We start from the raw sequence: 22,399 nt of genomic DNA, 5'->3' as shown, positions 1-22,399 counted from the left end.
ACGTCTCCTTATTGGGCCGAGGGATCGGTCATTGTCAGGCTGACACTGTCAGCGCTGGGCGTGTCGTTGACGTTAGCCGCCACGGTTTTCACTTTGCTGCCGCTATGCACGCTTTGCAGGCCATTCACCACCACTTTTTCGCCGCTGTTCAGACCGCGGGTGATGAGCCACCTTGCCTGGATCATTTCACCGGTGGTTACGCTGCGCTGCTCAACGCTGTCGTCAGCTTTCACTACGTAGACATAGGGCTGACCTTTGCTGTCATGCATGATCGCTTCTTGCGGCACCATAATTCCCTGCTGCTGTACGCCCTGCGGGAAACTGGCGTGCACGTACATTCCCGGCAGCAGTTCATTGTGCGGATTAGGGAATACCGCTCGCAGCACCACGCTGCCGGTCGCCTCATCAACATTCACTTCCGAGAAGGCTAATTTGCCTTGCTGCTCGTAAGTGCTGCCATCTTCCAGCGTCAGTTTTACCGCGGCCGCGTTATCGCCCACTTTCTCTAGCTTGCCGTCGGCCAAGGCTTTGCGCAGGCGCAAAAGATCGGTGGAGGATTCGCTGACGTCAACATAGACAGGATTGAGCTGTTGAATAGTGGCGAGATAATCGGTTTGTCCGCTAGTGACCAAAGCACCTTCGGTGACCAGTGACCGGCTAATGTGGCCCGTAATCGGCGCTTTAACCAAGGTGTAATCCAGGTTGACCTTCGCGCTTTCGACATCGGCTTTCGCTTCACGCTCGGCCGCGACGGCATCATCATACGTTTGCTGGCTAATGGCATGTGCAGCCGCTAAAGGCTGATAGCGTTTTGCCACCCCCGCATCGTTTTGCCAGGTTGCATGGGCTTTGTCATAGGCTGCTTGATAAGTGGCCGGATCGATTTGATAAAGAGGCTGGCCCGCTTTCACTTCGCCCCCCTCCGTAAACAGCAGTTTTTGAATCACACCGCTCACCTGCGGACGGACTTCCGCAGTTTTCACTGCAGTCGTGCGGCCCGGCAATTGAGTCAGCAAGGTTACCGGCTCGCTTTTGAGTGTGACGATGCCAACTTCCGGCGTGGTTGCAGCAGCAGGCTGCGTCGCTCCCTGGTCACAAGCAGCCAGTAAAAACACCACGCTGGCTGAAATAACTTTCATGCGCATAGTTTTTCTCAACAAGAAGGTAAAAGTAACGAGAGTGACCACTCTCAAAGGCGTTCATTGTAGGGAGGTCAAAAGAAGTACGCTGTTAAGGAAGCGTAAAATATATTTTCGAATCGAAAATCCTAAACTTTCTGTGCGGACCTTTCGCACGTTATGTTCAGAAAGCGCTGTCTCCAGGCGTGTTGTCGCCAGGCTGTCAGCTTACTGCAGCAGATGTTTTTACGTTTGTTGGTAAGCGTAAAGGGCGGGTTAAGAGGTGTGAGCAGCTAATCACAGCATCAGGTCAGCCTCGTTGTCGCCGACCTCGTGAAATGTTTACAACTCGATGTAGCGGGTTAACCGCCACGCGATTAAGGCAAAAAAAAACCCACGCATCTGCGTGGGTCGGTGTAATAACAGGGTTATAACTGCCGGAGCAGCTTTGTTTTCACACCCATCAATACCTCTGGGACTTTTATCCTCGCACCGTTGCGCGCTGAGCGACAGGCGGAAAAAGCAAATGAATACGCGGAAATGAAACGAGGTGTGAAAAACTCACACATCTCACTTACACTTTGATTTTACTAAGATTTATCCGAAGGTTTACTGTAGATAGCATCCGGTGCGACGTTCATATGCTTCAGTACAGGCCCCATGATGTTGCCGAATACCGGTGCCGCCACCGAACCACCGAAGTGGTCGCCTGCGGTTGGATGGTTGATCATTACCACCAGCGCGACTTCAGGATGGCTGGCAGGCGCCAAGCCCGCGGTATAGTTCACATAGCCGCCATCGTATTTGCCGCTGGTGCCCATCTTCTCCGCCGTACCGGTTTTGGTCGCCAGACGATAACCCGGTACCGCCGCTTTTAGCCCGGTACCGCCCGGTAAAACATCGCTTTCTAACATGTGCACCACTTGCTTAACGGTTTCCGGGTTCGCGACCTGCTCGCCGAGCACCGGCGGCGTCACTTTGGTGATCGAGAGCGGACGATAGGTACCGTAAGAACCCAGCGTGGCGTATTCACGGGCGATTTGCAGTGGCGTGACGCGTAAGCCATAACCAAAGGAAAACGTGGCGCGTTCGATATCCGCCCAGCGCGTGCGGTGCAGCGGGAAGTAACCCACGCTTTCACCCGTCAGCCCTAATCCCGTGGGTTTGCCAAGACCAAAAGCGTGATACGTGTTCACCAGCGCTTCAGCTGGCATCGCCAGCGCGATATGCGAAACGCCAATGTCGCTGGATTTCTGCAAGATGCCGGTCATGGTCAAGCGCGGCCAATGGCCAACATCACGGATCAGGTGCCCATTCACACGATACGGCGTGGTGTCGATAACCGAATCAGGCCGCACTAAATGGCGCTCCAGCCCTTCCATCACCACCAGCGGTTTCACGGTAGAACCGGGTTCGTAACTGTCGTTGATCGCGGCGTTACGCATTTGCGCAGGCGTTGCGCCATCGTAATTGTTGGGGTTGAACGATGGATAAGAGGCCATTGCCAGGATCTCGCCGGTGTCGATCTTCACCAATACGGCGGCACCTGAATCGGCTTTATTCAGCAACACACCATCACGCAGCTTGCTGTACAGCGTGTATTGATCGAACTTATCAATGCTGAGCTGCACTGTTGGCGGCTGGGTTGGCGGCTGATAGTTGATCATTGAGATGATGTTACCCATCGCATCTTGCCGATAAACCTCTTTGCCAGGCACGCCCTGCAGAACTTTATCAAAGCCCTTTTCCAGCCCGTTCAGGCCGACATTATCGGCCCCGACAATACCAATCAACGGTGCAGAGGCTTCGCTCATCGGATAAAAGCGGCTGTCGTCATACACTTCGCTGACGCCTTTTAGTCGTAACTGTTTAATGTCTTTGGCGATACCCAGCTCGACTTTACGGCCCAAATAGAGGAAGCGACGTTTAGGGTTGGCAGTGATCTGCGCGGCAATCTGTTCAGGACGCATATTCAATGCGGCAGCAAGATAGGCCCACTTCTCGCTGGTAAAATCGGGGTTGCCCTCCAACACGCGCAGCGGATCGGCAATGATATCGCGCGACGGTACGCTGAGCGCCAGCGCTTCGCCGTTGCGATCCAGCAAGGTGCCGCGGCTGGTTGGCAGCGTAACGGTACGCAGCGAGCGTTGATCGGCTTCGTGCTCCAGCATCGGCTGATTCAGGAACTGCAAATCGGCTACGCGCGCCAATAGCACCACCATGCAGGCCAGCACGCCCAGGCAGATCAAACGAAATCGAAAAGGGTTGAAAGAGGCTTTAATCTGGTCTTTTCCCAGTAGTTTTTTAATCCGGGGCATGGCATTCCGCTGCGCTAAATAATGAAAAGAGGCTTAAGTCAGCAGTTATAAAGAAAGCGCTGCCGGGATAACAGGAAAACTGTGTTTCAGTTCGTAATCCTCGTTAAATTTCAGCTTGCAGATGCGTTGACGGCTCTGGTTCATTCGAATCACTGACTCCGGTAAGCGCATCGAGATTGATTCCTTTGCCGCCTTCCTGCAAGCCGAACGCTCTGGAGAATGTTAATCACTGAATTTTGGGCAAAAAAAACCTGCGCATCTGCGCAGGTTGGTGTAATCAAAAAAAATCTATTGATGTTCACCCATCAATACCTCTGGGACCCTGACTGTAGCAAGGTGGATTGATCGGCTGCTATCACTCAAACGCAACAGTTACCCGCAAAATGTAACCAGCCATGAGATCTCTACGCTATTTTGCAAACGGGATGTTTTTTGATTTCTACCAGGCAACTCATGGCATTAGGACCCTGGGTCAGCGACGAGGTCCCGATGTCCAGCGTCAGCACATTTGGGTTGCCCGCGCGATCCCACGGCTGCCATTTGCCGCCGAAGCCGGGATCAAACCAGGCACCGGTAGACACGATCACCACGCCCGGCGTTAATCCGTCGGTCACACGCACGCCTGCCAGCATCGTGCCGCGCGTATTGCTGACTTCGATCTCATCACCCTCCACGATGCCACGCACGGCGGCATCTTGCGGATGCATGTAGAGCGTTTCATGCCCGGCCGTTTTGTTGCCCTGCACGGTTTCCGTGGCATCCAGCTGACTGTGCAGACGATCAGAAGGTTGAATCGAGATCATGTGCAGCGGATAGTCACGGCTCAACGGCGAACCCAACCACTCTTGCGGCTCACGCCATTCAGGATGTCCGGCAACATCGTCCAGCTGATAATCGGCGATGGTCTGACTAAACAGCTCAATCTTGCCGCTGGCGGTTTGAATCGGATGGGCGACTGGATCGGCGCGGAAATTATCCATAAACACATAAGGCTTGCCGCCTTCTGGAATCTCAACAAAGCCGCGTTGCCAAAATGCGTCAAACTCGGGGAACTCGATGCCTTTATGCGCATGTGCCACCGCACATTGCTGATAAAGGTGCGCGATCCACTCCATCTCATTGCGTCCTTCGGTGAAGGTTTCGCGGTAGCCAAGACGCTCAGCAAGATCAGCAAAAATATCGAAATCATTACGCGCCTGATGCTGCGGTTTAACCGCCTGATGCATCGCAAACACGAAGCGATCGCGAGATGACCCGCCAATGTCGTTGCGCTCCAGCGTAGTGGTGGCGGGTAATACGATATCCGCCATCTGTGCCGCCGGCGTCCAGACAATATCCTGCACCACTACCGTATCGGGCTTCTGCCACCCTTCCACCAGACGGTTGAGCTGCTGGTGATGATGGAATGGATTGCCGCCCGCCCAGTGCACCAGATGGATATCGGGATAGGTCAGCGTTTCGCCCTGGAATGGATAAGGCTGGCCAGGATTCAGCAGCATGTCGCTGATGCGAGCCACAGGAATCGACAGGCCGCCGGGATTGGGTCCAGTACTCATTAATGGCGAAGGCCCTTCCTGACGCGGATTGCCGACGCTGTTCATCGAACCGTGCCCGAAGGAGAAGCCTGCACCCGGTAAGCCTGGCTGACCCAGCATTGAAGAGAGCGCAATCATCATCCAATAGGGCTGCTCGCCACGGTGCGCGCGCTGTACCGAATAGGAACAGGTAATAAAGCTGCGTTTACCGATGAGCTGCTGTGCCAACTGCACAATGCGCTCTGCCGGAATCCCGGTGATACGGCTGGCCCAACCGGCGGTTTTGGCCACGCCGTCACTTTCGCCCAGCAGATAAGCACGCAGCTGCGGCCAGCCGGTGCAATGGCTGGCAAGAAAAGCCTCATCTACCGCGCCGCGCTGCTGAATTTCATAGCCCAACGCCATCATTAATGCGGCATCGGTATTGGGGCGAATCGGGATCCAGTCGGCGTTAACAAAGGCGGGGCAATCGTCACGCATCGGACTGATGTTGATGATCGGCGTACCTTTGGCGACGAGCTGTTCCAGCGCCGGTTTCAACGTGTGCTGACCGGCACCGCCGGAAGCGACCTGCGCATTTTTCAGCGCCAAACCGCCAAAGGCGACAAAAATTTCTGCGTGTTCAACCACTTCTGGCCAATCGGTCACACGACCGGTAAGCGGCATATACGTGCCAATCACATACGGCAGGAAAAACTGTGCTGCGCCCCAACTGTAATTCCCCTGCTGATCAACACCGCCGCCGCCCTTAAAGTAAAAGCGGCGAACCAGCGTGCGCGCATGGTTAACACGGCCCGCAGAAGACCAGCCATACGAACCGGTGAAAATGCCCGATGCGCCGTAGCGCTCGCGGATACGGCGGTTTTCGTCTGCCACTAAATCCAGCGCGGTATCCCAATCCACCGCGACAAAATCTTCCCGGCCACGCAATGTGCGATCGCTGTTTTCGCGCGATTTTAGCCACGAGCGACGCACCATCGGTTGGCGGATACGTTTATCGGAGTAGACCAGTTCAGGAATAGTATTCAGCATCGGTGACGGATCGGCATCGGCGAAAAACGGTTCGCAGCCAATCAGACGATCATTTTCTGTCACGGCGTTAAAGGCGCCCCAGTGCGCCAGATGTGGCACTCTTGTTTTCATCTTTGTTTTTCACAGCAGGTGTTGGGGAAAAACAGCATAACATGCAACGCGTCGCCCTTGTAAGCCGCTGCACAAGGGCTGATTTTGCGCTCTTTTGCGACGACGCTGGCATTCTGTTGGGTTGATGTGAGCCTGCTTTTCCGTAACACTGATGCCATGTGTAAACGTTTTCCCCGGAAGCAGGTAAACGCATGTCGACCATTAAGGATGTTGCCAGACTGGCGGGCGTTTCTGTCGCCACGGTTTCTCGCGTTATCAATAATTCCCCTAAAGCCAGTGAAAGCTCGCGTCAGGCTGTCGGCCAGGCAATGGAGCAACTGCAATATCATCCAAACGCCAATGCACGCGCCCTGGCGCAGCAATCCACTGAAACCTTGGGTTTAGTCGTGGGTGACGTTTCCGATCCCTTTTTCGGCGCAATGGTTAAAGCTGTTGATGAGGTGGCAGGACAAACCGGTAACTTTTTGCTGATTGGTAACGGTTACCACAATGAGCAAAAAGAGCGGCAGGCGATTGAGCAATTAATGCGTCATCGCTGTGCAGCGTTGGTGGTTCACGCCAAAAAAATTCCTGATGCCGAACTGGAAGTGTTAATGAAGCAAGTACCGGGGATGGTGCTGCTCAATCGGCTACTCAAAGGCTTTGAAAAACGCTGCATCGCGCTCGACGACCGCTACGGTGCCTGGCTGGCGACGCGCCATCTGATTCAATTGGGCCATCAAAATATTGCCTTCGTCTGCTCTACTCATACCATTTCCGACGCGGAAGATCGTTTGCAAGGCTATTACGACGCGCTGAAAGAGCACGGTTTGCCATGTAACGACCGCCTGGTGACGTGGGGCGAACCGGATGAAGTCGGCGGCGAACAGGCAATGACTGAGCTGTTAGGACGCGGCAGAAATTTCACCGCCGTCGCCTGCTATAACGACTCGATGGCTGCCGGTGCACTGGCGGTGCTAAGCGACAACGGCGTACGTGTCCCGGAAGAGATGTCACTGATTGGTTTCGATGATGTGTTGGTGTCACGCTATGTACGTCCACGCCTTACCACGGTGCGCTATCCAATTGTCACCATGGCGCAACAGGCAGCAGAACTGGCGTTAGCATTGGCTAACGACCAGCCGCTGCCTGAAGTGACGAATATGTTTAGTCCGACGCTGGTGCGGCGTCATTCTGTCAGCAGGCCCATTTAATCCCGCTGTCTACTCCGAACGACAGATGCGTTGGCTGCGCGTGTTCGCCTCGGCCACTTACCTGCGTAAGCGCCCGGGGATTTACCCGCTTGCCGCCTCAAGCGACGCGCTCTTTTATTTAAAGGCGCGCAACAATTTCTCTAGCGGCCGCACCAGTGCAATCACCGTTTCATCCTGCAATTGCGCCGCTGCATCCAGTTTGGCATGCATGTCGGCCACGTCATTGGCACCAAATGCCTGATTACGCGTATAGGCATTCACCAATTCAATTCCCATTTGGCTCAGCTCATTGACCTGTTTGGCGCTGTTTTCAAGCGGCTGCAACATATAACTGGCGCTTAACAGCGGTTTTAACTGATCGTTGTTATCGTGCCAAATGTGCAACTGCGCACGAATCGCTGCCGCTGCGGATGAATTGGCCCGGTTGGCAATGAGCGCATCCACCTGTTTGTCCAGGGCGCGTACCGCAAGACTTTCTGCTGGCAGCACATCCGCCAGACGATTCAAGGGTTCGTGATAATCATAATGTCCCGCCTGAAATTTCAGATGCTGACGCGTGTAATATTGCGCCGGTTCCAGTGCTTGTGCGAACAGCCGTAGCGGTTGAATATCACTACGATTCGCCAATCGCATCATCTGCTGTTCAGCTTGTGCATGTTGCTGCGTGCCGACTGAGATCGTGGTCCAGCGATCCATAGCTTCAAGGCGTTGATACATATTGTCGGGTTGAGTGACGTCTTTTGCCGACCATAAACGTTCAGCAACCGCAAAAGCACGTGGCCATAATTTGGTATCAATGATGCTGCTGTTAACGTTCTCGGCCCAGAGCGCGGCTTCACCGCCCAACAGGTTTTGTTGCATCTGCTGCATATTCGGCAGCGTTGGGGCGATACCTGCTGGCACTTTCGCCATCCGCTTCCCTTGTGTGGCATAACGCACATTGCCAACCAGCATGTAACCGCTAAGCGCATCTGGCGTGAGCGTCAGGGTCGGTTTAAGAGGCCCCATCCAGGTATCAACCTCGAAGCTCACCTGCTGCGATGAAAGCCAGGTAATGCTCTTCACCATGCGACGCGATTTACCAGCGAAATCGATAAAGCCACGCCAACCCTCTTTGCCCTCGATCAGCGTAAAACTGCCGTCGACGGCCTTGCCTTTGAGGCGTGGCAGAGTAAATGACCAGCTCTGCGCCTGTTCGCCGCTGTGGATCTCATCCTGTGCTTCCAGACCTTGCGGGAAGATTTCATTGCGATAGTGATAATCGGCAGGTTGTGGCTGATCGAGATAAAAACCGGTAGAGAGAATGCCGCGATAATTATCTTTGGCCACCGCGCCCAGCGCATCCTGACCTTGCCACGACTGAATTAAAATACTGCGTGGCAGGTCAGGATGATAAATCTCATCCCAACCCACCATTTGACGATGATGCGCTTCAAGAATCTTCTCGACCCGCAGATTGAAGTAAGCCTGTAACGCATGGGCATCTTTCAGGTTATTGTCGCGCATGAACTGCTGAATTTTGCTGGACGCATTCCATTGAGTGGGATCCACCTCGTCACCACCAATATGCAGGTAGGGATCGGGGAAGATCGCCGTCATTTCGCCCACCAGCGTATCGATCACCTGATAAACCTGCTCATTGCTGGGATCGAGCAGCGGCTTAAATACGCCCCAGCCACGCTCCATTTTGTAAGGTCCCGGCGCGCTCATCAGTTCAGGCATTGCCACCGCGATAGCAGAAGCGTGTCCCGGTACATCCAGTTCCGGCACCACACGCACGCCGCGCTCGGTAGCATAGCGCACCACTTCGCGCATCTCTTCTTGGCTATAAAACAGGCCATCGCTGGCCTTCTGTTGCAGCTGCGGATAATGGCTGGATGCAAAGCGCCAGCCCTGATCGTCAGTCAAATGCCAGTGAAAAACGTTCATACGCGCAGCAGCAAGACCATCGATCTGCCGTTTGATGGTTTCAATCGGCATGAAATGACGCGCGCCGTCGATCAGCAAACCACGCCATGGAAAGCGCGGTTTGTCGTGAATGGTGACGTAAGGTATTGCCGTCTCTTTGTCCCCATTTTCAATCAGCTGTAACAACGTTTCCATACCGCGCATCGCGCCGAACCGGGTATTTGCACTGAGCAGCACACCGTTACCGTTGACCTGCAACTGGTAGCTCTCATCGCTGTCCGGTTTAGGGAGCGGGTCAACGGCGCGCGCAATCACCACGCGAATGGTTGGGTGTTCAACCGGCTGCGCCGCTGGCAGCAATGGCCAGCCCGTTTGCCGGGCAATGCGCGCCAGCCAACGCGACTCAGCGCCAGCCAGATGATCGCCAGAAATATTCAGCGTCAGCTGTGGCGTCAAACGTAATTTCTCTCCGCTGGCAGGCTGCTCAACCTGTTGCGGCCAAGGCATTAAAGACAAGTTTTCGGCAAAAGCGGAGAAGGACAAAGCGCAACAACAGGCAACAAAAGAACGGCGTAACGACATCGGCGGGCATCCTTGTAGAGTCAATGACGAGAAGAGAGCACAAAGGCTTCATTAAAGTTGTTTCGCGGCGTAAATCAAGTGAGTCGCAGAGAAGTGTGAACCTATCCCCGTTTTTAGGCTGCGGACGCCTTTTCAAAACTGGATATCGCTTCTTTGTTTTCGGTCAAATTGAGCAGCATTATTTCAAGGAAATAACTACATGTAGTGCGTATGCTCCTTAAAAACACCTACATATGGATTCAGGAAGATGGCAACGGTGGTGATAAAACGCGACGGGTGTCGCATTGGGTATGATGCGCAGCGCATTCGTGATGCGGTTGCAGCCGCAGCATTAGCAGTAAAAGTTGATGATGCGGCCTGGTGTGCAGCGGTGGCAGATAACGTCAGCGCGCAGCTGGCAGAACAGCATGAAGTCGATATTCGTGATATTCAGTGTGCCGTTGAGGAAACCTTGATGTGTGGGCCTTATCCGCATCTGGCGCGTGCTTATATTGAGTATCGTCATGACCGCGATGTCGCACGTGAACAACGTGGCAAACTGCATCACGCTATTCGCGGTTTGGTCGATCAGACCAATGCGGCCTTGCTCAATGAAAACGCCAATAAAGACAGCAAAGTGATCCCGACGCAGCGCGATTTGCTGGCGGGGATCGTCGCTAAACATTATGCGCAACAGCAAATTCTGCCGCGTGATGTCGTGCTGGCGCACGAACGCGGTGAAATTCATTATCACGATCTCGATTATTCCCCTTTCTTCCCGATGTTTAACTGCATGCTGATCGATTTAACGGGCATGTTGAACAACGGTTTCAAAATGGGCAACGCGGAGATCGCACCGCCGAGATCCATTGCCACTGCAACCGCCGTGACCGCACAAATTATTGCGCAGGTCGCCAGTCATATTTACGGCGGCACCACTATCAACCGCATTGATGAAGTGCTCGCGCCGTTTGTGGCGCTGAGCCTGGCGAAACATCGCGCGGTGGCTGACGAATGGCAGATTGCGGAGCCAGAAGCCTATGCGCGGGCACGCACTGAAAAAGAGTGTTATGACGCTTTTCAGTCGTTGGAATATGAGGTCAACACGTTGCATACCGCCAACGGACAAACGCCGTTTGTGACATTTGGCTTTGGTCTCGGCACCGATTGGGCGTCGCGTTTGATTCAGCAATCCATTTTACGTAACCGACTGGCCGGATTGGGTAAAAATCATAAAACGGCGGTGTTCCCTAAGCTGGTGTTTGCGATTCGTGAAGGCGTTAACCGCCGCGCGGGCGACGTCAATTACGATATCAAGCAGCTGGCGCTTGAATGCGCCAGCAAACGCATGTACCCCGACATTTTGAATTACGATCAGGTGGTTCAGGTCACCGGCTCATTCAAAACGCCCATGGGCTGCCGCAGCTTTCTGGGCGTGTACGAAGAGAACGGCCAGCAGATTCACGAAGGACGCAATAACATTGGCGTAATCAGCCTGAACCTGCCACGCATTGCGCTGGAAGCCCAAGGGGATGATGCGCGTTTTTGGTCGCTGCTGGATACGCGACTGGCGCTGGCGAAACGCGCATTAATGACGCGTGTGGCACGGTTGGAGAAAACCAAAGCGCGCGTCGCGCCGATTCTCTATATGGAAGGCGCATGTGGCGTTCGGCTTAAAGCGGATGATGAGATTGGCCCGATTTTTCGCCATGGTCGCGCATCGCTTTCGCTGGGTTTTATCGGCCTGCATGAAACACTGAATGCACTGAGCGGCGGCGCTCAACATCCTTACGACAGTGCGGCGCTGCGTAACAAAGGCGTTGCCATTATTACGCATATGCGGGCAGCCACAGAAGCCTGGAAAGCCGAAACCGGCTATGGCTTCAGCCTCTACAGCACGCCAAGTGAAAATCTGTGCGATCGTTTTTGCCGCCTTGATGCGGCCGAATTTGGCGTGGTCGCAGGCGTCACCGATAAAGGCTATTACACCAACAGCTTCCACCTTGATGTGGAGAAAAAGGTTAATCCCTACGACAAAATCGACTTCGAAGCGCCCTATCCGGCGTTAGCGAGTGGCGGGTTCATCTGTTACGGCGAATATCCCAACATGCAACACAACTTGAAAGCGCTGGAGGATGTCTGGGATTACAGCTACGACCGCGTGCCTTATTACGGCACCAATACGCCTATCGATGAATGTTACGACTGTGGCTTCAGCGGCGAGTTTAGCTGTACCAGCCGCGGGTTTACTTGTCCGCAATGCGGTAATCACGATCCGGCGCGCGTTTCGGTTACGCGGCGCGTCTGCGGTTATCTCGGCAGCCCGGATGCCCGACCCTTTAACAGCGGCAAGCAGCAGGAAGTACAGCGCCGCGTCAAACATCTCGACAGCGGACCGCTGGGATGATGCATGTTCATCGCTATTACGACGTCGATGTCGTGAATGGACCCGGCACTCGCTGCACGCTGTTTGTGGCAGGCTGCGAGCATCAGTGTCGCGGCTGTTACAACCAAAGCACCTGGCGGCTCGATTCTGGCGTGCCCTTTAGCCTGGAAATGGAGGAGCGTCTGTTGGCAGATTTAATGGATACGCGCATTCCGCGCCAGGGGTTGTCGCTAAGCGGTGGCGATCCGCTGCATCCGCATAACGTGCCGCACATTCGCCGTCTGGTTAAGCGAGTACGCAAAGAGTGCGCGGAGAAAGATATTTGGCTGTGGACCGGCTATCAAATTGACGAACTGAATGCGTCACAGCGCGAAGTGCTGGATTTTATCGATGTGTTAATTGATGGGCGTTTCATTGAGGCAGAGAAAGATGCCACGCTGCAATGGCGCGGCAGCCGCAATCAACAACTCTGGTATTTACGTTAAGTTGCGCGGAATGTCACCGGATTCAATGACGGTGACGCGCGCTTTTCCCGGTAAAAATGCCTGATCGTGCAGGCATTGCGCGACATCGCGTGCCTGCACCGAACGCCAGTTGCCAGGCAACATAGTGAACAGCGGGGCCATCAGACTTTCACCGCCACGTTTCTTCGACCGCTCACCCAGCAGCAGTGAAGGTCGCACCAGCGTAAGATGCGGCCAGCCTTGATGACGCAGCGCGTTTTCCATCTCACCTTTTACCCGGTTATAGAAAAACGGCGAGCTACGATTAGCGCCGTGTGCGCTGACCACCAGCATCTGTTTTGCTCCGAGCCGTAAGCCGCTTAATCCGCTATCTACCACCAACGTGTAATCAACGTGTACAAACGCTTCTTTACTGCCCGCCTGCTTGCGCGTGGTACCCAGACAGCAAAATACCGTATCCAGCGAGGCTTCTAGCGGGCCCAAAACATCTGTGAGATCCGCTTCAACGGGATTCACCACTTTACGCATCGCGGGTAATGGCCGCCGCGTGGGCGCGATGATTTCGTCGATGCGTGAATCCTCAATCAACAGGCGTAGCAGATATGACCCCACCAACCCGGTTGCACCAGTCAGTAATACGCGATTCATCGCATCCCCTTATACATTATTCTACTTAATGACAAAAAGAGTGCTCATATCCCCGGCTTGGCTTGCATTTTCATCATTGCCGACCAGGCTTAATGGGTATGAATATCCTGAGTTATTCAGATTGCAGCAGTGCTGCTGCAGCGTGAAGCACGATGGGTAGAGAATAGCGTAAGTCGCGCTACACACTATTAAGGAGGAATAAATGAGCAAGAAAGTTGCGGTTTTGATCACCGATGAATTCGAAGACTCAGAATTTACCTCACCTGCAGATGCTTATAAGCAAGCAGGTTTTGACGTTGTAACCATTGAGATGCAGGCCGGGAAAACCGTTAAAGGCAAAAAAGGCGAAGCAGAAGTGACAATCGATCGCAGCATCGATGATGTCAGCCCTGCTGAATTTGATGCGCTGCTGCTACCAGGCGGACACTCCCCAGATTCACTGCGCGGCGATGATCGTTTTGTCACGTTCACGAAAGATTTTGTCGCCACCGGCAAGCCGATCTTTGCTATCTGTCACGGTCCGCAGTTGCTGATTAGCGCTAACGGCGTGCGTGGACGCAAAATGACCTCGGTCAAGGCTATCGCCATCGACCTGATTAATGCCGGGGCGGATTTCCATGACAAAGAAGTCGTTGTGGATAATGACAAGCTTGTTACCAGCCGTACGCCTGATGACTTACCGGCGTTTAACCGCGAGTCAGTGCGGATTCTGCAAGCGCTGTAAGCTTATTTCCCTTTCCCGCCAGGGAAAGGGAATTTTCAGTCCAGATTGGCTCGCTGCCAGATAATCTTCTTACCGAATCCCAAGGCATTATCAGTCATTTTCAATTCGTCTAAACGGATCTCCCAAAGCGGTGCGGAAACTTTGCGCGCAATAGGGAAGCGCTTCTGATAAGCCTGACGCGCTATCGATTCAGTCTCATCTTCACTGTTTAATAACGCGATTCGCCCGCGATACTGTACGCCTTTTATCAATAACACCGTTTTGGGTTGACCATTGACGGTGCCCGCCACTTGCGTATTTTTCATTAACAACAAGCCGTGGCGCGTATCTGTCTCCGTCATGATCCAAAAGGCCATGCGCGTTTCATCAAAAACATAAAAACAGTTGGCGCACCATAATTCACTGTCCGCAGCACAGCAGAGAGAAAGAACGTGTTGCTTTTTCAGGTAACGAACCAGATGAGGACGGTCGGACACAAGGCGCTCCATTCAATGCGCAATTCGCCAGATAGCCGCCACGCCACAAGCGCGCTACACTGTCCGACAGGCATTATTGAGAGAAAATGGGTTATGAATCAGAGCTGGCAGCTCTACATTGTGCGTACTGCCGCAGGCATCCTTTACACAGGAATTACCACTGACGTCATTCGTCGCGTTAATCAGCATCAAAATGGACGCGGTGCTCGCGCCCTGCGCGGCAAAGGTCCTCTTGATTTAGTGTTCCACTGCGAAGCTGGCGATCGTGCCCGAGCATCGCAACTGGAGTATCAGGTTAAGCAGCTGACGCGTCAGCAAAAACTGCTGTTAGTCGCCAGCCAACCTGCCAGCCTTGAGGACTGGTTTAGTTGAAGCGATTAAAGGGTTCGCCGAACTCGACTTGTCCTTCTGCGCCCTCAAAAGCGTCCTCCGCCAGACGGTAGATCTGGAAAGCTGCTTCTGCGCCCTGCCAGCGGCAATGTAGGCCGTGTCGCGCCGCCGGTTCAAAACCAAAGCGATTAAAAAATGCCGGATCGCCTAGCACCACGACCGCGCTGTAGCCGAACTCGTTGAGCGTATCCAGCCCTTCATAAATCAGCTGCTTGGCAATACCTTGACCGCGCAAGCTTTCATCCACCGCCAACGGGGCTAAGGCTACCCAGCCACGATCTTCACCTTGCAACGTCACCGGACTGAAAGCCGCGTAACCTAAAACCTGACCTTCATCGTCCGTGGCCACTACGCCAAGCGTGAGTAAACTATCTTCGCGTAATGACTGTGTTAATTCCGCTTCGGCGGCGCTCTTGAAACAGCGTTTCAGTAAACTGTCGATACCTGCTGCATCGACACCAATCTCGGTTCGAATCAACATGTGTCACCTGCGCGTGCCTGAGCGGCTTTTGAGTCCAGTGTCATACCAGCTTCCACAAAAGCAGCAAGCTGCTGCAATCCCGTGCGTAACGGCGTGGGCATGGCGTCAAGTTCAATTGCATCCATTACGTTCTTCACCTCCAGTCCCAATTCTGTATCGCCTTCAATAACCAGTCGGCGTTGAAAAAATAACATATCGGGGTCTGCTTTACGTGCTGCCACCAGCAATAAATCGTTGGCATTGCCCCGAAACCAGACATCCGCTTCGGCATCCTGCAATACCGCCAGTTGGCCATTCTGAATCGTGGTGACCCATGTTAAATTCACATCACCAATTTCGATACCCAGAAAGCGCCCTTCCAGAAAGTTTAACTCACCTTCAGCCAAAGAATGACGAAATTGCCAGTTTAAGAGTTGTTGCAGTAACAACTTTTTAACGAAAAACGGGGTGAGTGATGCAGGTAACCCTAAGATTTTTGGTCCTTTTTTGACACAATGCGCATGCAGCTGGCTAAACACACTCTTTACTCCCTTAAAAAAATTTTACGTATAGTGCCACATCATGTTGCCCGTGCGTCCGCTCAGATCAATAAAACCCGACTAATAATGCTCAAAAAAACAGCAGCCACGTTGATGATTTAGGGTTTCACTGCCTTAAATCAACATTTTCTTCCGCACGTATGCCTAGACTCAATGCCCATTGCATATCGTGAGGATTGACCATGGAGCTGCTTTGCCCAGCAGGGAATCTGCCGGCAGTACGCACTGCGGTAGAAAATGGGGCTGACGCGGTCTACGTTGGCCTGAAAGATGACACCAATGCACGCCATTTTGCCGGGCTGAATTTCACCGATAAGAAGCTAGCGGAAGCGGCGCGCTATCTTCATCAGCATCGCCGTAAATTGCATGTGGCGATCAACACTTTCGCACATCCCGATGGCGCAGGACGTTGGCAGCGAGCCATTGATGTCGCGGCACAAAACGGCGCAGATGCGTTAATCCTTGCTGACATCGCGACGCTGGAATATGCCACTCAACATTATCCGCAGATTGAACGTCATCTGTCGGTGCAGGCTTCAGCAACCAACCTTGAAGCGATTCGTTTTTATCATCGCCACTTTAATTTGCATCGTGTGGTGCTACCGCGCGTGCTATCGATTCATCAGGTTAAACAACTGGCACGCAGCACGCCGGTGCCGCTGGAAGTCTTCGCCTTTGGCAGTTTATGCATTATGGCTGAAGGCCGTTGTTATCTTTCATCCTGGTTGACGGGTGAATCTCCCAACAGCGCAGGCGCCTGTTCGCCAGCAAAATTTGTCCGTTGGCAGCAAACTCCTGCAGGCATGGAATCCCGGCTGAATGAAGTGTTGATTGATCGCTATGCGCCTAATGAAAGCGCCGGTTATCCCACGCTGTGTAAAGGCCGCTACCAAGTTGATGAGCAGCTTTATCACGTGCTGGAAGAGCCGACCAGTCTGAACACGCTGGAACTGCTACCAGAACTGCTTAAGGCTGGCGTGGCATCGGTGAAGATTGAAGGACGCCAACGCAGCCCCGCGTATGTGGCTGACGTTGCCCGTGTCTGGCGGCAGGCGATTGACCGTTGTATCGCACAACCCGAACAGTTTGTGGTGGCACCACAATGGATGAATTCGCTGGGTGCACTTTCTGAAGGTACGCAGACCACGCTAGGTGCGTATCACCGCGAGTGGCAATAAGGAGTCGTTATGAAATATGCCCTTGGGCCGGTGCTCTGGTATTGGCCCACCGATCAGCTGGAGGCGTTTTATCATCAAGCCGCGAACAGCAGCGCAGAAATCATTTACCTGGGCGAAGCCGTCTGTAGCAAACGCCGGGCCACCTCTTTTTCGGGTTGGATGACGCTGGCGCGCGCGTTGGCAGCAAGTGGTAAACAGGTGGTTATCAGCACGCTGGCGCTGCTGCAATCCCCTTCTGAATTGAAAGAGTTGCAGCGTTATGTCGAAAATGGCGAATTTCTCATTGAAGCGAATGACTTCGGCACGGTGAATATGGCGGCGGAACGCAATCTTCCCTTTGTTGCCGGGCCAACACTCAATATTTATAACGCCGACACGCTGCAACTGTTGGTGAAAGAGGGAATGACGCGCTGGTGCATGCCGGTTGAGATGTCGCGTGACTGGCTTTTACTGCTGCTTCAGCAGTGTGATGAGCGCGGTATTCGTCAGCAGTTTGAAGTAGAGATTCTTGGCTACGGCAATCTGCCGCTGGCGCTATCGGCGCGCTGCTTTACTGCACGTTCAGAAAATCGCGCCAAGGATGCCTGCGAAACCTGTTGTATCAATTATCCCAATGGCCGTCGCGTGATGTCACAAGAACGCCAGCAGGTGTTTGTGCTTAACGGCATTCAGACCATGAGCGGCTACTGCTATAACCTCGGCAACGATCTGGTTGGCATGCATAATTGGGTTGATATCGTGCGCTTATCGCCGCAAAACGTCGGTACGCTTTCAGAAATTAAGCGCTTTCGCGCTAATGAAGAGGGCCAGAGTCCATTGCTGCTAGCAAAAGGCAATGACTGTAACGGTTACTGGCGCAAGCTCGCCGGTATGGCATTAACGCCGCAACCCTGAAAGGCACATAGAGGCTATATTTCGGTCAGTGTTAACAGTTTTAATATGGGTAATGATGCGTAATACTGGTTGGAGAAGGGTTTAACGCCTGCGCCATACACTTTGGAGTACCCATGTCTGAGAAAAAAAACGTCCGCCTTTCCGTATTGGATCTGGCCCCAATTCCGCAAGACGCCACGGCGCGTGACGCTTTCCATAATTCGCTGGCGCTGGCCCGCCAGGCTGAAGCTTTAGGCTTCCAGCGTTACTGGCTGGCTGAGCACCACAATATGACCGGCATTGCCAGCGCAGCAACCGCTGTGCTGATTGGCTATCTTGCCGCGAATACCGAAACACTGCAGTTAGGTTCCGGTGGCATCATGTTACCTAACCATGCGCCATTGGTGATCGCTGAGCAGTTCGGTACGCTCGCTTCACTTTATCCTGGCCGTATAGATTTGGGACTGGGCCGAGCGCCAGGTTCGGATCAGCGGACCATGATGGCGCTGCGTCGCCACCTTTCGGGGATTCATGCTGATACCTTCCCGGAAGATGTACAGGAATTGATCAACTGGTTCGATGCTGAAGAAGGCGAACATCCCGCTGTACAGCCCGTACCCGGTTTAGGGATGAAGATTCCCGTCTGGTTACTCGGTTCCAGCCTGTATAGCGCGCAGCTTTCTGCCAAAATGGGTTTGCCGTTTGCTTTTGCCTCGCATTTTGCGCCCGATCAGTTATTCCAGGCTTTGCATGTTTATCGCGAAAACTTCCAACCTTCTGCGCGACTGGCCAAACCTTACGCGACAGTGTGCATTAACATCGTCGCTGCTGATAGCGACAGCGACGCACGCTTCCTGTTTACGTCACAACAGCAGCAGTTTATAAATCTGCGTCGCGGTAAACCAGGTCCGCTGCCTGCTCCGGTTAAGAACATGGATAATCTGTGGTCGCCTTCTGAACAGTATGGCGTGCAACAAGCACTGAGCATGTCTTTGGTGGGTGACGTTGACAAAATACGTCACGGATTAGCAGCCTTGCAGCGTGAAACGCAGGCAGATGAAATTATGGTTAATGGCCAGATTCATGATCCTCAAGCACGTTTGCGGTCGTTTGCCATTGCCATGGAAGCCGCTCGAACCCTGTAATTATTCTGGTCGTGGCGCTTTTTATCGCCGCTTACTGACGAAAGTTCGGACCGGAATTTTCTCGTTGAAACGCTTGAAGACTGCTGATGTGCAATACGCTTTGTTTGCTGGGGAATGAAGCGCTGATCAGAATGATGCTGGATTTTAAAAAGGTCCGCGTCGTCAGCAGGCGACCAGCGCTATTCCGGACGGGTTAAATGCATAAAAAAAGGAAGCCACATGGGCTTCCTTTTTTATGGCAACTCAGTGGGCGTTCCCGCCCAGCAAAGTCTTATGCATCACGACGACGTGGTGCTACTGCGGCACCGTCTTCACGACGTGGGCCACGGCTACCTTCACGGTTGAAAGTGCGTCCGCCTGCTTCACGACCGCCAGCTGGGCGCTCGGAAGAGAAACGACGACCGCCTTCACGACCTTCACGGTTTGCGCCGGCTGGACCGCCACGACGCTCGCCACCGCCATCACGACCGCCTGGACGACGTTCGCCGCCACGACCTTCGTTTGGCTGTGCATCACCCAGCAACTGCATATTCATCGGCTTGTTCAGAATACGCGTACGAGTGAAGTGCTGAAGCACATCGCCAGGCATGCCTTTCGGCAGCTCGATTGTTGAGTGCGTACCAAACAGCTTGATGTTACCGATGTAACGACTGCTGATATCGCCTTCATTAGCAATAGCACCAACGATGTGACGAACTTCAACACCATCATCACGGCCTACTTCGATACGATACAGCTGCATCTCACCGACATCACGACGCTCGCGACGTGGACGATCGCCACCTTCACGGTTTTCACGTGGACCACGGCTGTCACGGCGGCCATCACGCTCATCACGATCGCGGAACTCACGACGTGCTGGACGCGGTGCTTCTGGTGGCAGAATCAGTGGACGTTCACCCTGTGCCATTTTCAGCAGCGCAGCAGCCAACGTTTCTAAATCCATCTCATCTTCCGGCTGCATCTTAGCCAGCAGCGCGCGATACAGATCCAGATCGCTGCTTTCCAGCTGCTGCTGAACTTTAGCAGCAAATTTAGCCAGACGACGTTCACCCAGCAGCTCTGCGTTAGGCAGCTCAACTTCTGGAATAGTCAACTTCATGGTGCGTTCGATGTTGCGCAGCAGACGACGCTCGCGGTTCTCAACGAACAGCAGCGCGCGGCCAGCACGACCCGCACGACCGGTACGGCCGATACGGTGAACGTAAGATTCTGCGTCCATCGGGATGTCATAGTTGACAACCAGGCTGATGCGCTCAACATCCAGACCACGTGCAGCAACGTCGGTTGCAATCAGGATATCCAGACGACCATCTTTCAGGCGCTCCAGAGTCTGCTCACGCAGCGCCTGGTTCATGTCACCGTTCAATGCAGCACTGTTGTAACCGCTACGCTCCAGCGCTTCGGCCACTTCCAGTGTTGCGTTTTTGGTGCGCACAAAGATGATAGCGGCATCAAAATCTTCAGACTCAAGGAAACGAACCAGCGCGTCGGTTTTACGACCGTAAGCGGTCCAGTAAGACTGGCTGATGTCCGGGCGCGTGGTCAGGCTTGACTGAATACGCACTTCCTGAGGATCTTTCATGAAGCGTTTAGTAATACGACGAATCGCTTCTGGCATGGTTGCAGAGAACAGAGCGGTCTGATGACCGGCTGGAATCTGAGCCATGATGGTTTCAACGTCTTCGATGAAGCCCATACGCAGCATTTCGTCAGCTTCGTCCAACACCAGACCGCGCAGGTTAGAAAGATCTAACGTGCCGCGTTTCAGGTGGTCCAGCAGACGGCCAGGTGTACCCACAACGACTTGTGGTCCCTGACGCAAAGCGCGCAGCTGTACGTCATAACGTTGGCCGCCGTAAAGGGCCACAACGTTCAGTCCACGCATGTGTTTAGCAAAATCAGTTACAGCTTCAGCAACCTGAACCGCCAATTCGCGGGTCGGTGCCAGCACCAGAATTTGTGGTGCTTTGACGGTTGGATCAATGTTGTTTAACAGCGGCAGAGAAAAGGCCGCGGTTTTACCACTCCCGGTCTGCGCCATGCCTAACACGTCACGGCCCGCCAGCAGGTGAGGAATACACTCAGCCTGGATTGGAGATGGCTTAACATAGCCCATACCGTTCAGTGATTCGAGGATGTCGGCGTTCAGGCCAAGGTCAGCAAAAGTGGTTTGAATATCAGTCATGTAGTACACGTGCCTCTTAGATTGCGGCGGCCAGTCTACATAACTCGTCGTGAAAACTTTCAGTTATTTTCATCAAAAAGTGTGAACCGGCTCAAATTAGAAGTTTTGACGAACAGGAAAGCCCTCACCTATCAAGATGATGACTTTACAGGTTTTTAGGCAATAAAAGTTCGTCAGCTATTGCTGGTCAGATTCTGATAAATCGTCTTGTGCCTGGCCGAGTTGCGCCAGTTCCAACAATGCGTATCGGTGTTCAACAAAGTTATTTACATTGTTGGCCACCGCCAGTTTGAACAACGCTTTCGCGTCGTCCTTCTCCCCCAGACTTAGGTAGTACTTACCTAAATAGAAGTTGGTTTCACTGAGATGTTCAGCGAGCGAGGTGTTATCCGTTGCGTCCATCTTGAGACGTTCCATCAGCGTTTTTTCGCTGATATCGCCCAAGTAGAACTCGACAATGTTCCATCCCCATTGATCTCGAACCGCTTTGTCGTAACGCTGTTGCAAAGTTACTTTTGCTTTGTCGGCATCCATCTCGCGTTCAACGAGATAAAGCCACAAACTGCGGAAAGGATCGTTAGGATCGTCTTGATAAAACGCCAGCAGATCATCTTGCGCTAACTTGTATCGACCGCCGTAATAGAGGGCGATACCACGGTTTAAATGCGCATAGTTGTAAGTTGGATCAAGCTCAAGTACAGAATCAAACGCTTCATAGGCGGCATCAAAGTTGCCAGCCTGCGTTAAGTATATGCCGAGGTAATTAAATACTTCTGGCATATCCGGTCTTATAGACAGCGCTTGCGAAAAATCGTTTCGCGCTAATGCCCGCAGACCTAAACTATCATACAACACTCCGCGCTCATATAACAGCTGTGCGCGTTCATCATCGGTGAGGGCTCGACTGGCAAGAATTTGTTCCATGCGCGCCAGAATCACTTCTTGCTGCAGTGTGGGCTGTAAAGGTACTGCAAGAACTTCGTTCTTACGCCAATTGGAGTTGCTGCATCCTGCCAGCGTCAAAGCTGTCGCAACAAAACACCAGCGCAAAAAAGGCTTCATTTCCCACTCCCGAATACAAACATTAGGATAACCGTCCTGTCATCCGCCTGCTGCGCACAAGGATTCCCG

The 22,399-nt window shown here is 53.3% G+C and carries 19 protein-coding genes; 8 read left to right on the top strand and 11 right to left on the bottom strand.

Going from position 1 to position 22,399, the window contains the following annotated elements; translation table 11 throughout:
• Window positions 1–8: 8 nt before the first annotated feature.
• The 3 genes from ACF2G4_RS16780 to ACF2G4_RS16770 form a co-directional block, all read right to left on the bottom strand.
• Window positions 9–1,145: an efflux RND transporter periplasmic adaptor subunit gene (locus ACF2G4_RS16780; protein ID WP_243078700.1), complete on the bottom strand. Its 1,137-nt coding sequence runs from the start codon at window positions 1,143–1,145 to the stop codon at window positions 9–11.
• A 563-nt stretch (window positions 1,146–1,708) separates the two neighbouring features.
• Window positions 1,709–3,436 (bottom strand): penicillin-binding transpeptidase domain-containing protein, encoded by a 1,728-nt coding sequence (locus ACF2G4_RS16775; RefSeq protein WP_215847777.1) that lies wholly within the window; start codon window positions 3,434–3,436, stop codon window positions 1,709–1,711.
• A 404-nt stretch (window positions 3,437–3,840) separates the two neighbouring features.
• Window positions 3,841–6,114 (bottom strand): molybdopterin guanine dinucleotide-containing S/N-oxide reductase, encoded by a 2,274-nt coding sequence (locus tag ACF2G4_RS16770; protein ID WP_215847778.1) that lies wholly within the window; start codon window positions 6,112–6,114, stop codon window positions 3,841–3,843.
• A gap of 191 nt (window positions 6,115–6,305) precedes the next feature.
• On the opposite strand from ACF2G4_RS16770, the gene galR reads away from it, so the two are divergent.
• Entirely contained in the window at window positions 6,306–7,307 is a 1,002-nt protein-coding gene (galR, locus tag ACF2G4_RS16765) for an HTH-type transcriptional regulator GalR (RefSeq protein WP_243078701.1), read from the top strand.
• A gap of 114 nt (window positions 7,308–7,421) precedes the next feature.
• Here galR and ACF2G4_RS16760 read toward each other — a convergent pair whose 3' ends face one another.
• On the bottom strand, window positions 7,422–9,797 hold the full coding sequence (locus ACF2G4_RS16760) for a beta-N-acetylhexosaminidase (protein ID WP_409075175.1): 2,376 nt from the start codon (window positions 9,795–9,797) through the stop codon (window positions 7,422–7,424).
• Window positions 9,798–10,044: 247 nt separating this feature from the next.
• Between ACF2G4_RS16760 and nrdD the strand changes: the two genes are divergently transcribed.
• Both nrdD and nrdG read left to right on the top strand, forming a co-directional pair.
• Window positions 10,045–12,183: an anaerobic ribonucleoside-triphosphate reductase gene (nrdD, locus tag ACF2G4_RS16755; protein WP_215847780.1), complete on the top strand. Its 2,139-nt coding sequence runs from the start codon at window positions 10,045–10,047 to the stop codon at window positions 12,181–12,183.
• On the top strand, window positions 12,183–12,647 hold the full coding sequence (gene nrdG, locus ACF2G4_RS16750) for an anaerobic ribonucleoside-triphosphate reductase-activating protein (RefSeq protein WP_409075983.1): 465 nt from the start codon (window positions 12,183–12,185) through the stop codon (window positions 12,645–12,647). The genes nrdD and nrdG overlap by 1 nt, the downstream gene beginning before the upstream one ends.
• Here the strand turns inward: nrdG and ACF2G4_RS16745 are convergent.
• A complete protein-coding gene (locus ACF2G4_RS16745; RefSeq protein WP_215847782.1) occupies window positions 12,639–13,274 on the bottom strand; it encodes an NAD-dependent epimerase/dehydratase family protein in 636 nt (211 codons plus the stop codon). The two genes, nrdG and ACF2G4_RS16745, sit on opposite strands and share 9 nt — an antisense overlap.
• Before the next feature lie 202 nt (window positions 13,275–13,476).
• On the opposite strand from ACF2G4_RS16745, the gene ACF2G4_RS16740 reads away from it, so the two are divergent.
• Window positions 13,477–13,998, top strand: a complete 522-nt coding sequence (locus ACF2G4_RS16740; protein WP_215847783.1) for a type 1 glutamine amidotransferase domain-containing protein — start codon at window positions 13,477–13,479, stop codon at window positions 13,996–13,998.
• 35 nt (window positions 13,999–14,033) lie between these two features.
• Here the strand turns inward: ACF2G4_RS16740 and ACF2G4_RS16735 are convergent, their stop codons facing one another.
• Entirely contained in the window at window positions 14,034–14,474 is a 441-nt protein-coding gene (locus ACF2G4_RS16735) for a YhbP family protein (protein WP_332626664.1), read from the bottom strand.
• Between the two features lie 93 nt (window positions 14,475–14,567).
• On the opposite strand from ACF2G4_RS16735, the gene ACF2G4_RS16730 reads away from it, so the two are divergent.
• The gene (locus tag ACF2G4_RS16730) at window positions 14,568–14,846 is read left to right on the top strand and encodes a GIY-YIG nuclease family protein (RefSeq protein WP_215848347.1); all 279 of its coding nucleotides are present in this window, start codon (window positions 14,568–14,570) and stop codon (window positions 14,844–14,846) included.
• On the opposite strand, the gene ACF2G4_RS16725 is transcribed toward ACF2G4_RS16730, so the two are convergent.
• Both ACF2G4_RS16725 and ACF2G4_RS16720 read right to left on the bottom strand, forming a co-directional pair.
• The gene (locus ACF2G4_RS16725; protein ID WP_409075174.1) at window positions 14,839–15,345 is read right to left on the bottom strand and encodes a GNAT family N-acetyltransferase; all 507 of its coding nucleotides are present in this window, start codon (window positions 15,343–15,345) and stop codon (window positions 14,839–14,841) included. The genes ACF2G4_RS16730 and ACF2G4_RS16725 overlap by 8 nt on opposite strands.
• Window positions 15,339–15,863, bottom strand: coding sequence for an SCP2 domain-containing protein (locus ACF2G4_RS16720; RefSeq protein ID WP_332626661.1), 525 nt, complete (start codon window positions 15,861–15,863; stop codon window positions 15,339–15,341). The genes ACF2G4_RS16725 and ACF2G4_RS16720 overlap by 7 nt, the downstream gene beginning before the upstream one ends.
• A 203-nt stretch (window positions 15,864–16,066) precedes the next feature.
• On the opposite strand from ACF2G4_RS16720, the gene ACF2G4_RS16715 reads away from it, so the two are divergent.
• The 3 genes from ACF2G4_RS16715 (at window position 16,067) to ACF2G4_RS16705 (ending at window position 19,080) form a co-directional block, all read left to right on the top strand.
• On the top strand, window positions 16,067–17,062 hold the full coding sequence (locus tag ACF2G4_RS16715; RefSeq protein ID WP_332626659.1) for a peptidase U32 family protein: 996 nt from the start codon (window positions 16,067–16,069) through the stop codon (window positions 17,060–17,062).
• A gap of 9 nt (window positions 17,063–17,071) precedes the next feature.
• On the top strand, window positions 17,072–17,956 hold the full coding sequence (locus tag ACF2G4_RS16710) for a U32 family peptidase (protein ID WP_409075173.1): 885 nt from the start codon (window positions 17,072–17,074) through the stop codon (window positions 17,954–17,956).
• A gap of 113 nt (window positions 17,957–18,069) precedes the next feature.
• Window positions 18,070–19,080 carry a luciferase-like monooxygenase gene (locus tag ACF2G4_RS16705; RefSeq protein ID WP_409075172.1) on the top strand — a complete coding sequence of 337 codons (1,011 nt, stop codon included), beginning with the start codon at window positions 18,070–18,072 and terminating at the stop codon, window positions 19,078–19,080.
• 271 nt (window positions 19,081–19,351) lie between these two features.
• Here ACF2G4_RS16705 and ACF2G4_RS16700 read toward each other — a convergent pair whose 3' ends face one another.
• The 3 genes from ACF2G4_RS16700 to nlpI all read right to left on the bottom strand — a co-directional run bounded on the left by ACF2G4_RS16700 (window position 19,352) and on the right by nlpI (window position 22,330).
• Window positions 19,352–21,268: a DEAD/DEAH family ATP-dependent RNA helicase gene (locus ACF2G4_RS16700; RefSeq protein WP_409075171.1), complete on the bottom strand. Its 1,917-nt coding sequence runs from the start codon at window positions 21,266–21,268 to the stop codon at window positions 19,352–19,354.
• 16 nt (window positions 21,269–21,284) lie between these two features.
• Complete coding sequence (yrbN, locus tag ACF2G4_RS16695) at window positions 21,285–21,341, bottom strand: protein YrbN (protein ID WP_139810663.1); 57 nt, start codon at window positions 21,339–21,341, stop codon at window positions 21,285–21,287.
• A 104-nt stretch (window positions 21,342–21,445) separates the two neighbouring features.
• Window positions 21,446–22,330, bottom strand: coding sequence for a lipoprotein NlpI (nlpI, locus tag ACF2G4_RS16690; RefSeq protein WP_409075170.1), 885 nt, complete (start codon window positions 22,328–22,330; stop codon window positions 21,446–21,448).
• Window positions 22,331–22,399: the final 69 nt, after the last annotated feature.

The sequence above is a fragment of the Pantoea phytostimulans genome (assembly GCF_046118715.1).
Taxonomy (GTDB): Bacteria; Pseudomonadota; Gammaproteobacteria; order Enterobacterales; family Enterobacteriaceae; genus Pantoea; species Pantoea phytostimulans.
This window is presented reverse-complemented; position numbering and strand designations above follow the sequence as displayed.

Bases quoted from the DNA above. Each gene is read 5' to 3' on its own strand.
- ACF2G4_RS16780 (WP_243078700.1), bottom strand. From the start codon at position 1,145: ATGCGCATGAAAGTTATTTCAGCCAGCGTGGTGTTTTTACTGGCTGCT.
- ACF2G4_RS16775 (WP_215847777.1), bottom strand. From the start codon at position 3,436: ATGCCCCGGATTAAAAAACTACTGGGAAAAGACCAGATTAAAGCCTCT.
- ACF2G4_RS16770 (WP_215847778.1), bottom strand. From the start codon at position 6,114: ATGAAAACAAGAGTGCCACATCTGGCGCACTGGGGCGCCTTTAACGCC.
- galR (WP_243078701.1), top strand. From the start codon at position 6,306: ATGTCGACCATTAAGGATGTTGCCAGACTGGCGGGCGTTTCTGTCGCC.
- ACF2G4_RS16760 (WP_409075175.1), bottom strand. From the start codon at position 9,797: ATGTCGTTACGCCGTTCTTTTGTTGCCTGTTGTTGCGCTTTGTCCTTC.
- nrdD (WP_215847780.1), top strand. From the start codon at position 10,045: ATGGCAACGGTGGTGATAAAACGCGACGGGTGTCGCATTGGGTATGAT.
- nrdG (WP_409075983.1), top strand. From the start codon at position 12,183: ATGCATGTTCATCGCTATTACGACGTCGATGTCGTGAATGGACCCGGC.
- ACF2G4_RS16745 (WP_215847782.1), bottom strand. From the start codon at position 13,274: ATGAATCGCGTATTACTGACTGGTGCAACCGGGTTGGTGGGGTCATAT.
- ACF2G4_RS16740 (WP_215847783.1), top strand. From the start codon at position 13,477: ATGAGCAAGAAAGTTGCGGTTTTGATCACCGATGAATTCGAAGACTCA.
- ACF2G4_RS16730 (WP_215848347.1), top strand. From the start codon at position 14,568: ATGAATCAGAGCTGGCAGCTCTACATTGTGCGTACTGCCGCAGGCATC.
- ACF2G4_RS16725 (WP_409075174.1), bottom strand. From the start codon at position 15,345: ATGTTGATTCGAACCGAGATTGGTGTCGATGCAGCAGGTATCGACAGT.
- ACF2G4_RS16715 (WP_332626659.1), top strand. From the start codon at position 16,067: ATGGAGCTGCTTTGCCCAGCAGGGAATCTGCCGGCAGTACGCACTGCG.
- ACF2G4_RS16710 (WP_409075173.1), top strand. From the start codon at position 17,072: ATGAAATATGCCCTTGGGCCGGTGCTCTGGTATTGGCCCACCGATCAG.
- ACF2G4_RS16705 (WP_409075172.1), top strand. From the start codon at position 18,070: ATGTCTGAGAAAAAAAACGTCCGCCTTTCCGTATTGGATCTGGCCCCA.
- ACF2G4_RS16700 (WP_409075171.1), bottom strand. From the start codon at position 21,268: ATGACTGATATTCAAACCACTTTTGCTGACCTTGGCCTGAACGCCGAC.
- nlpI (WP_409075170.1), bottom strand. From the start codon at position 22,330: ATGAAGCCTTTTTTGCGCTGGTGTTTTGTTGCGACAGCTTTGACGCTG.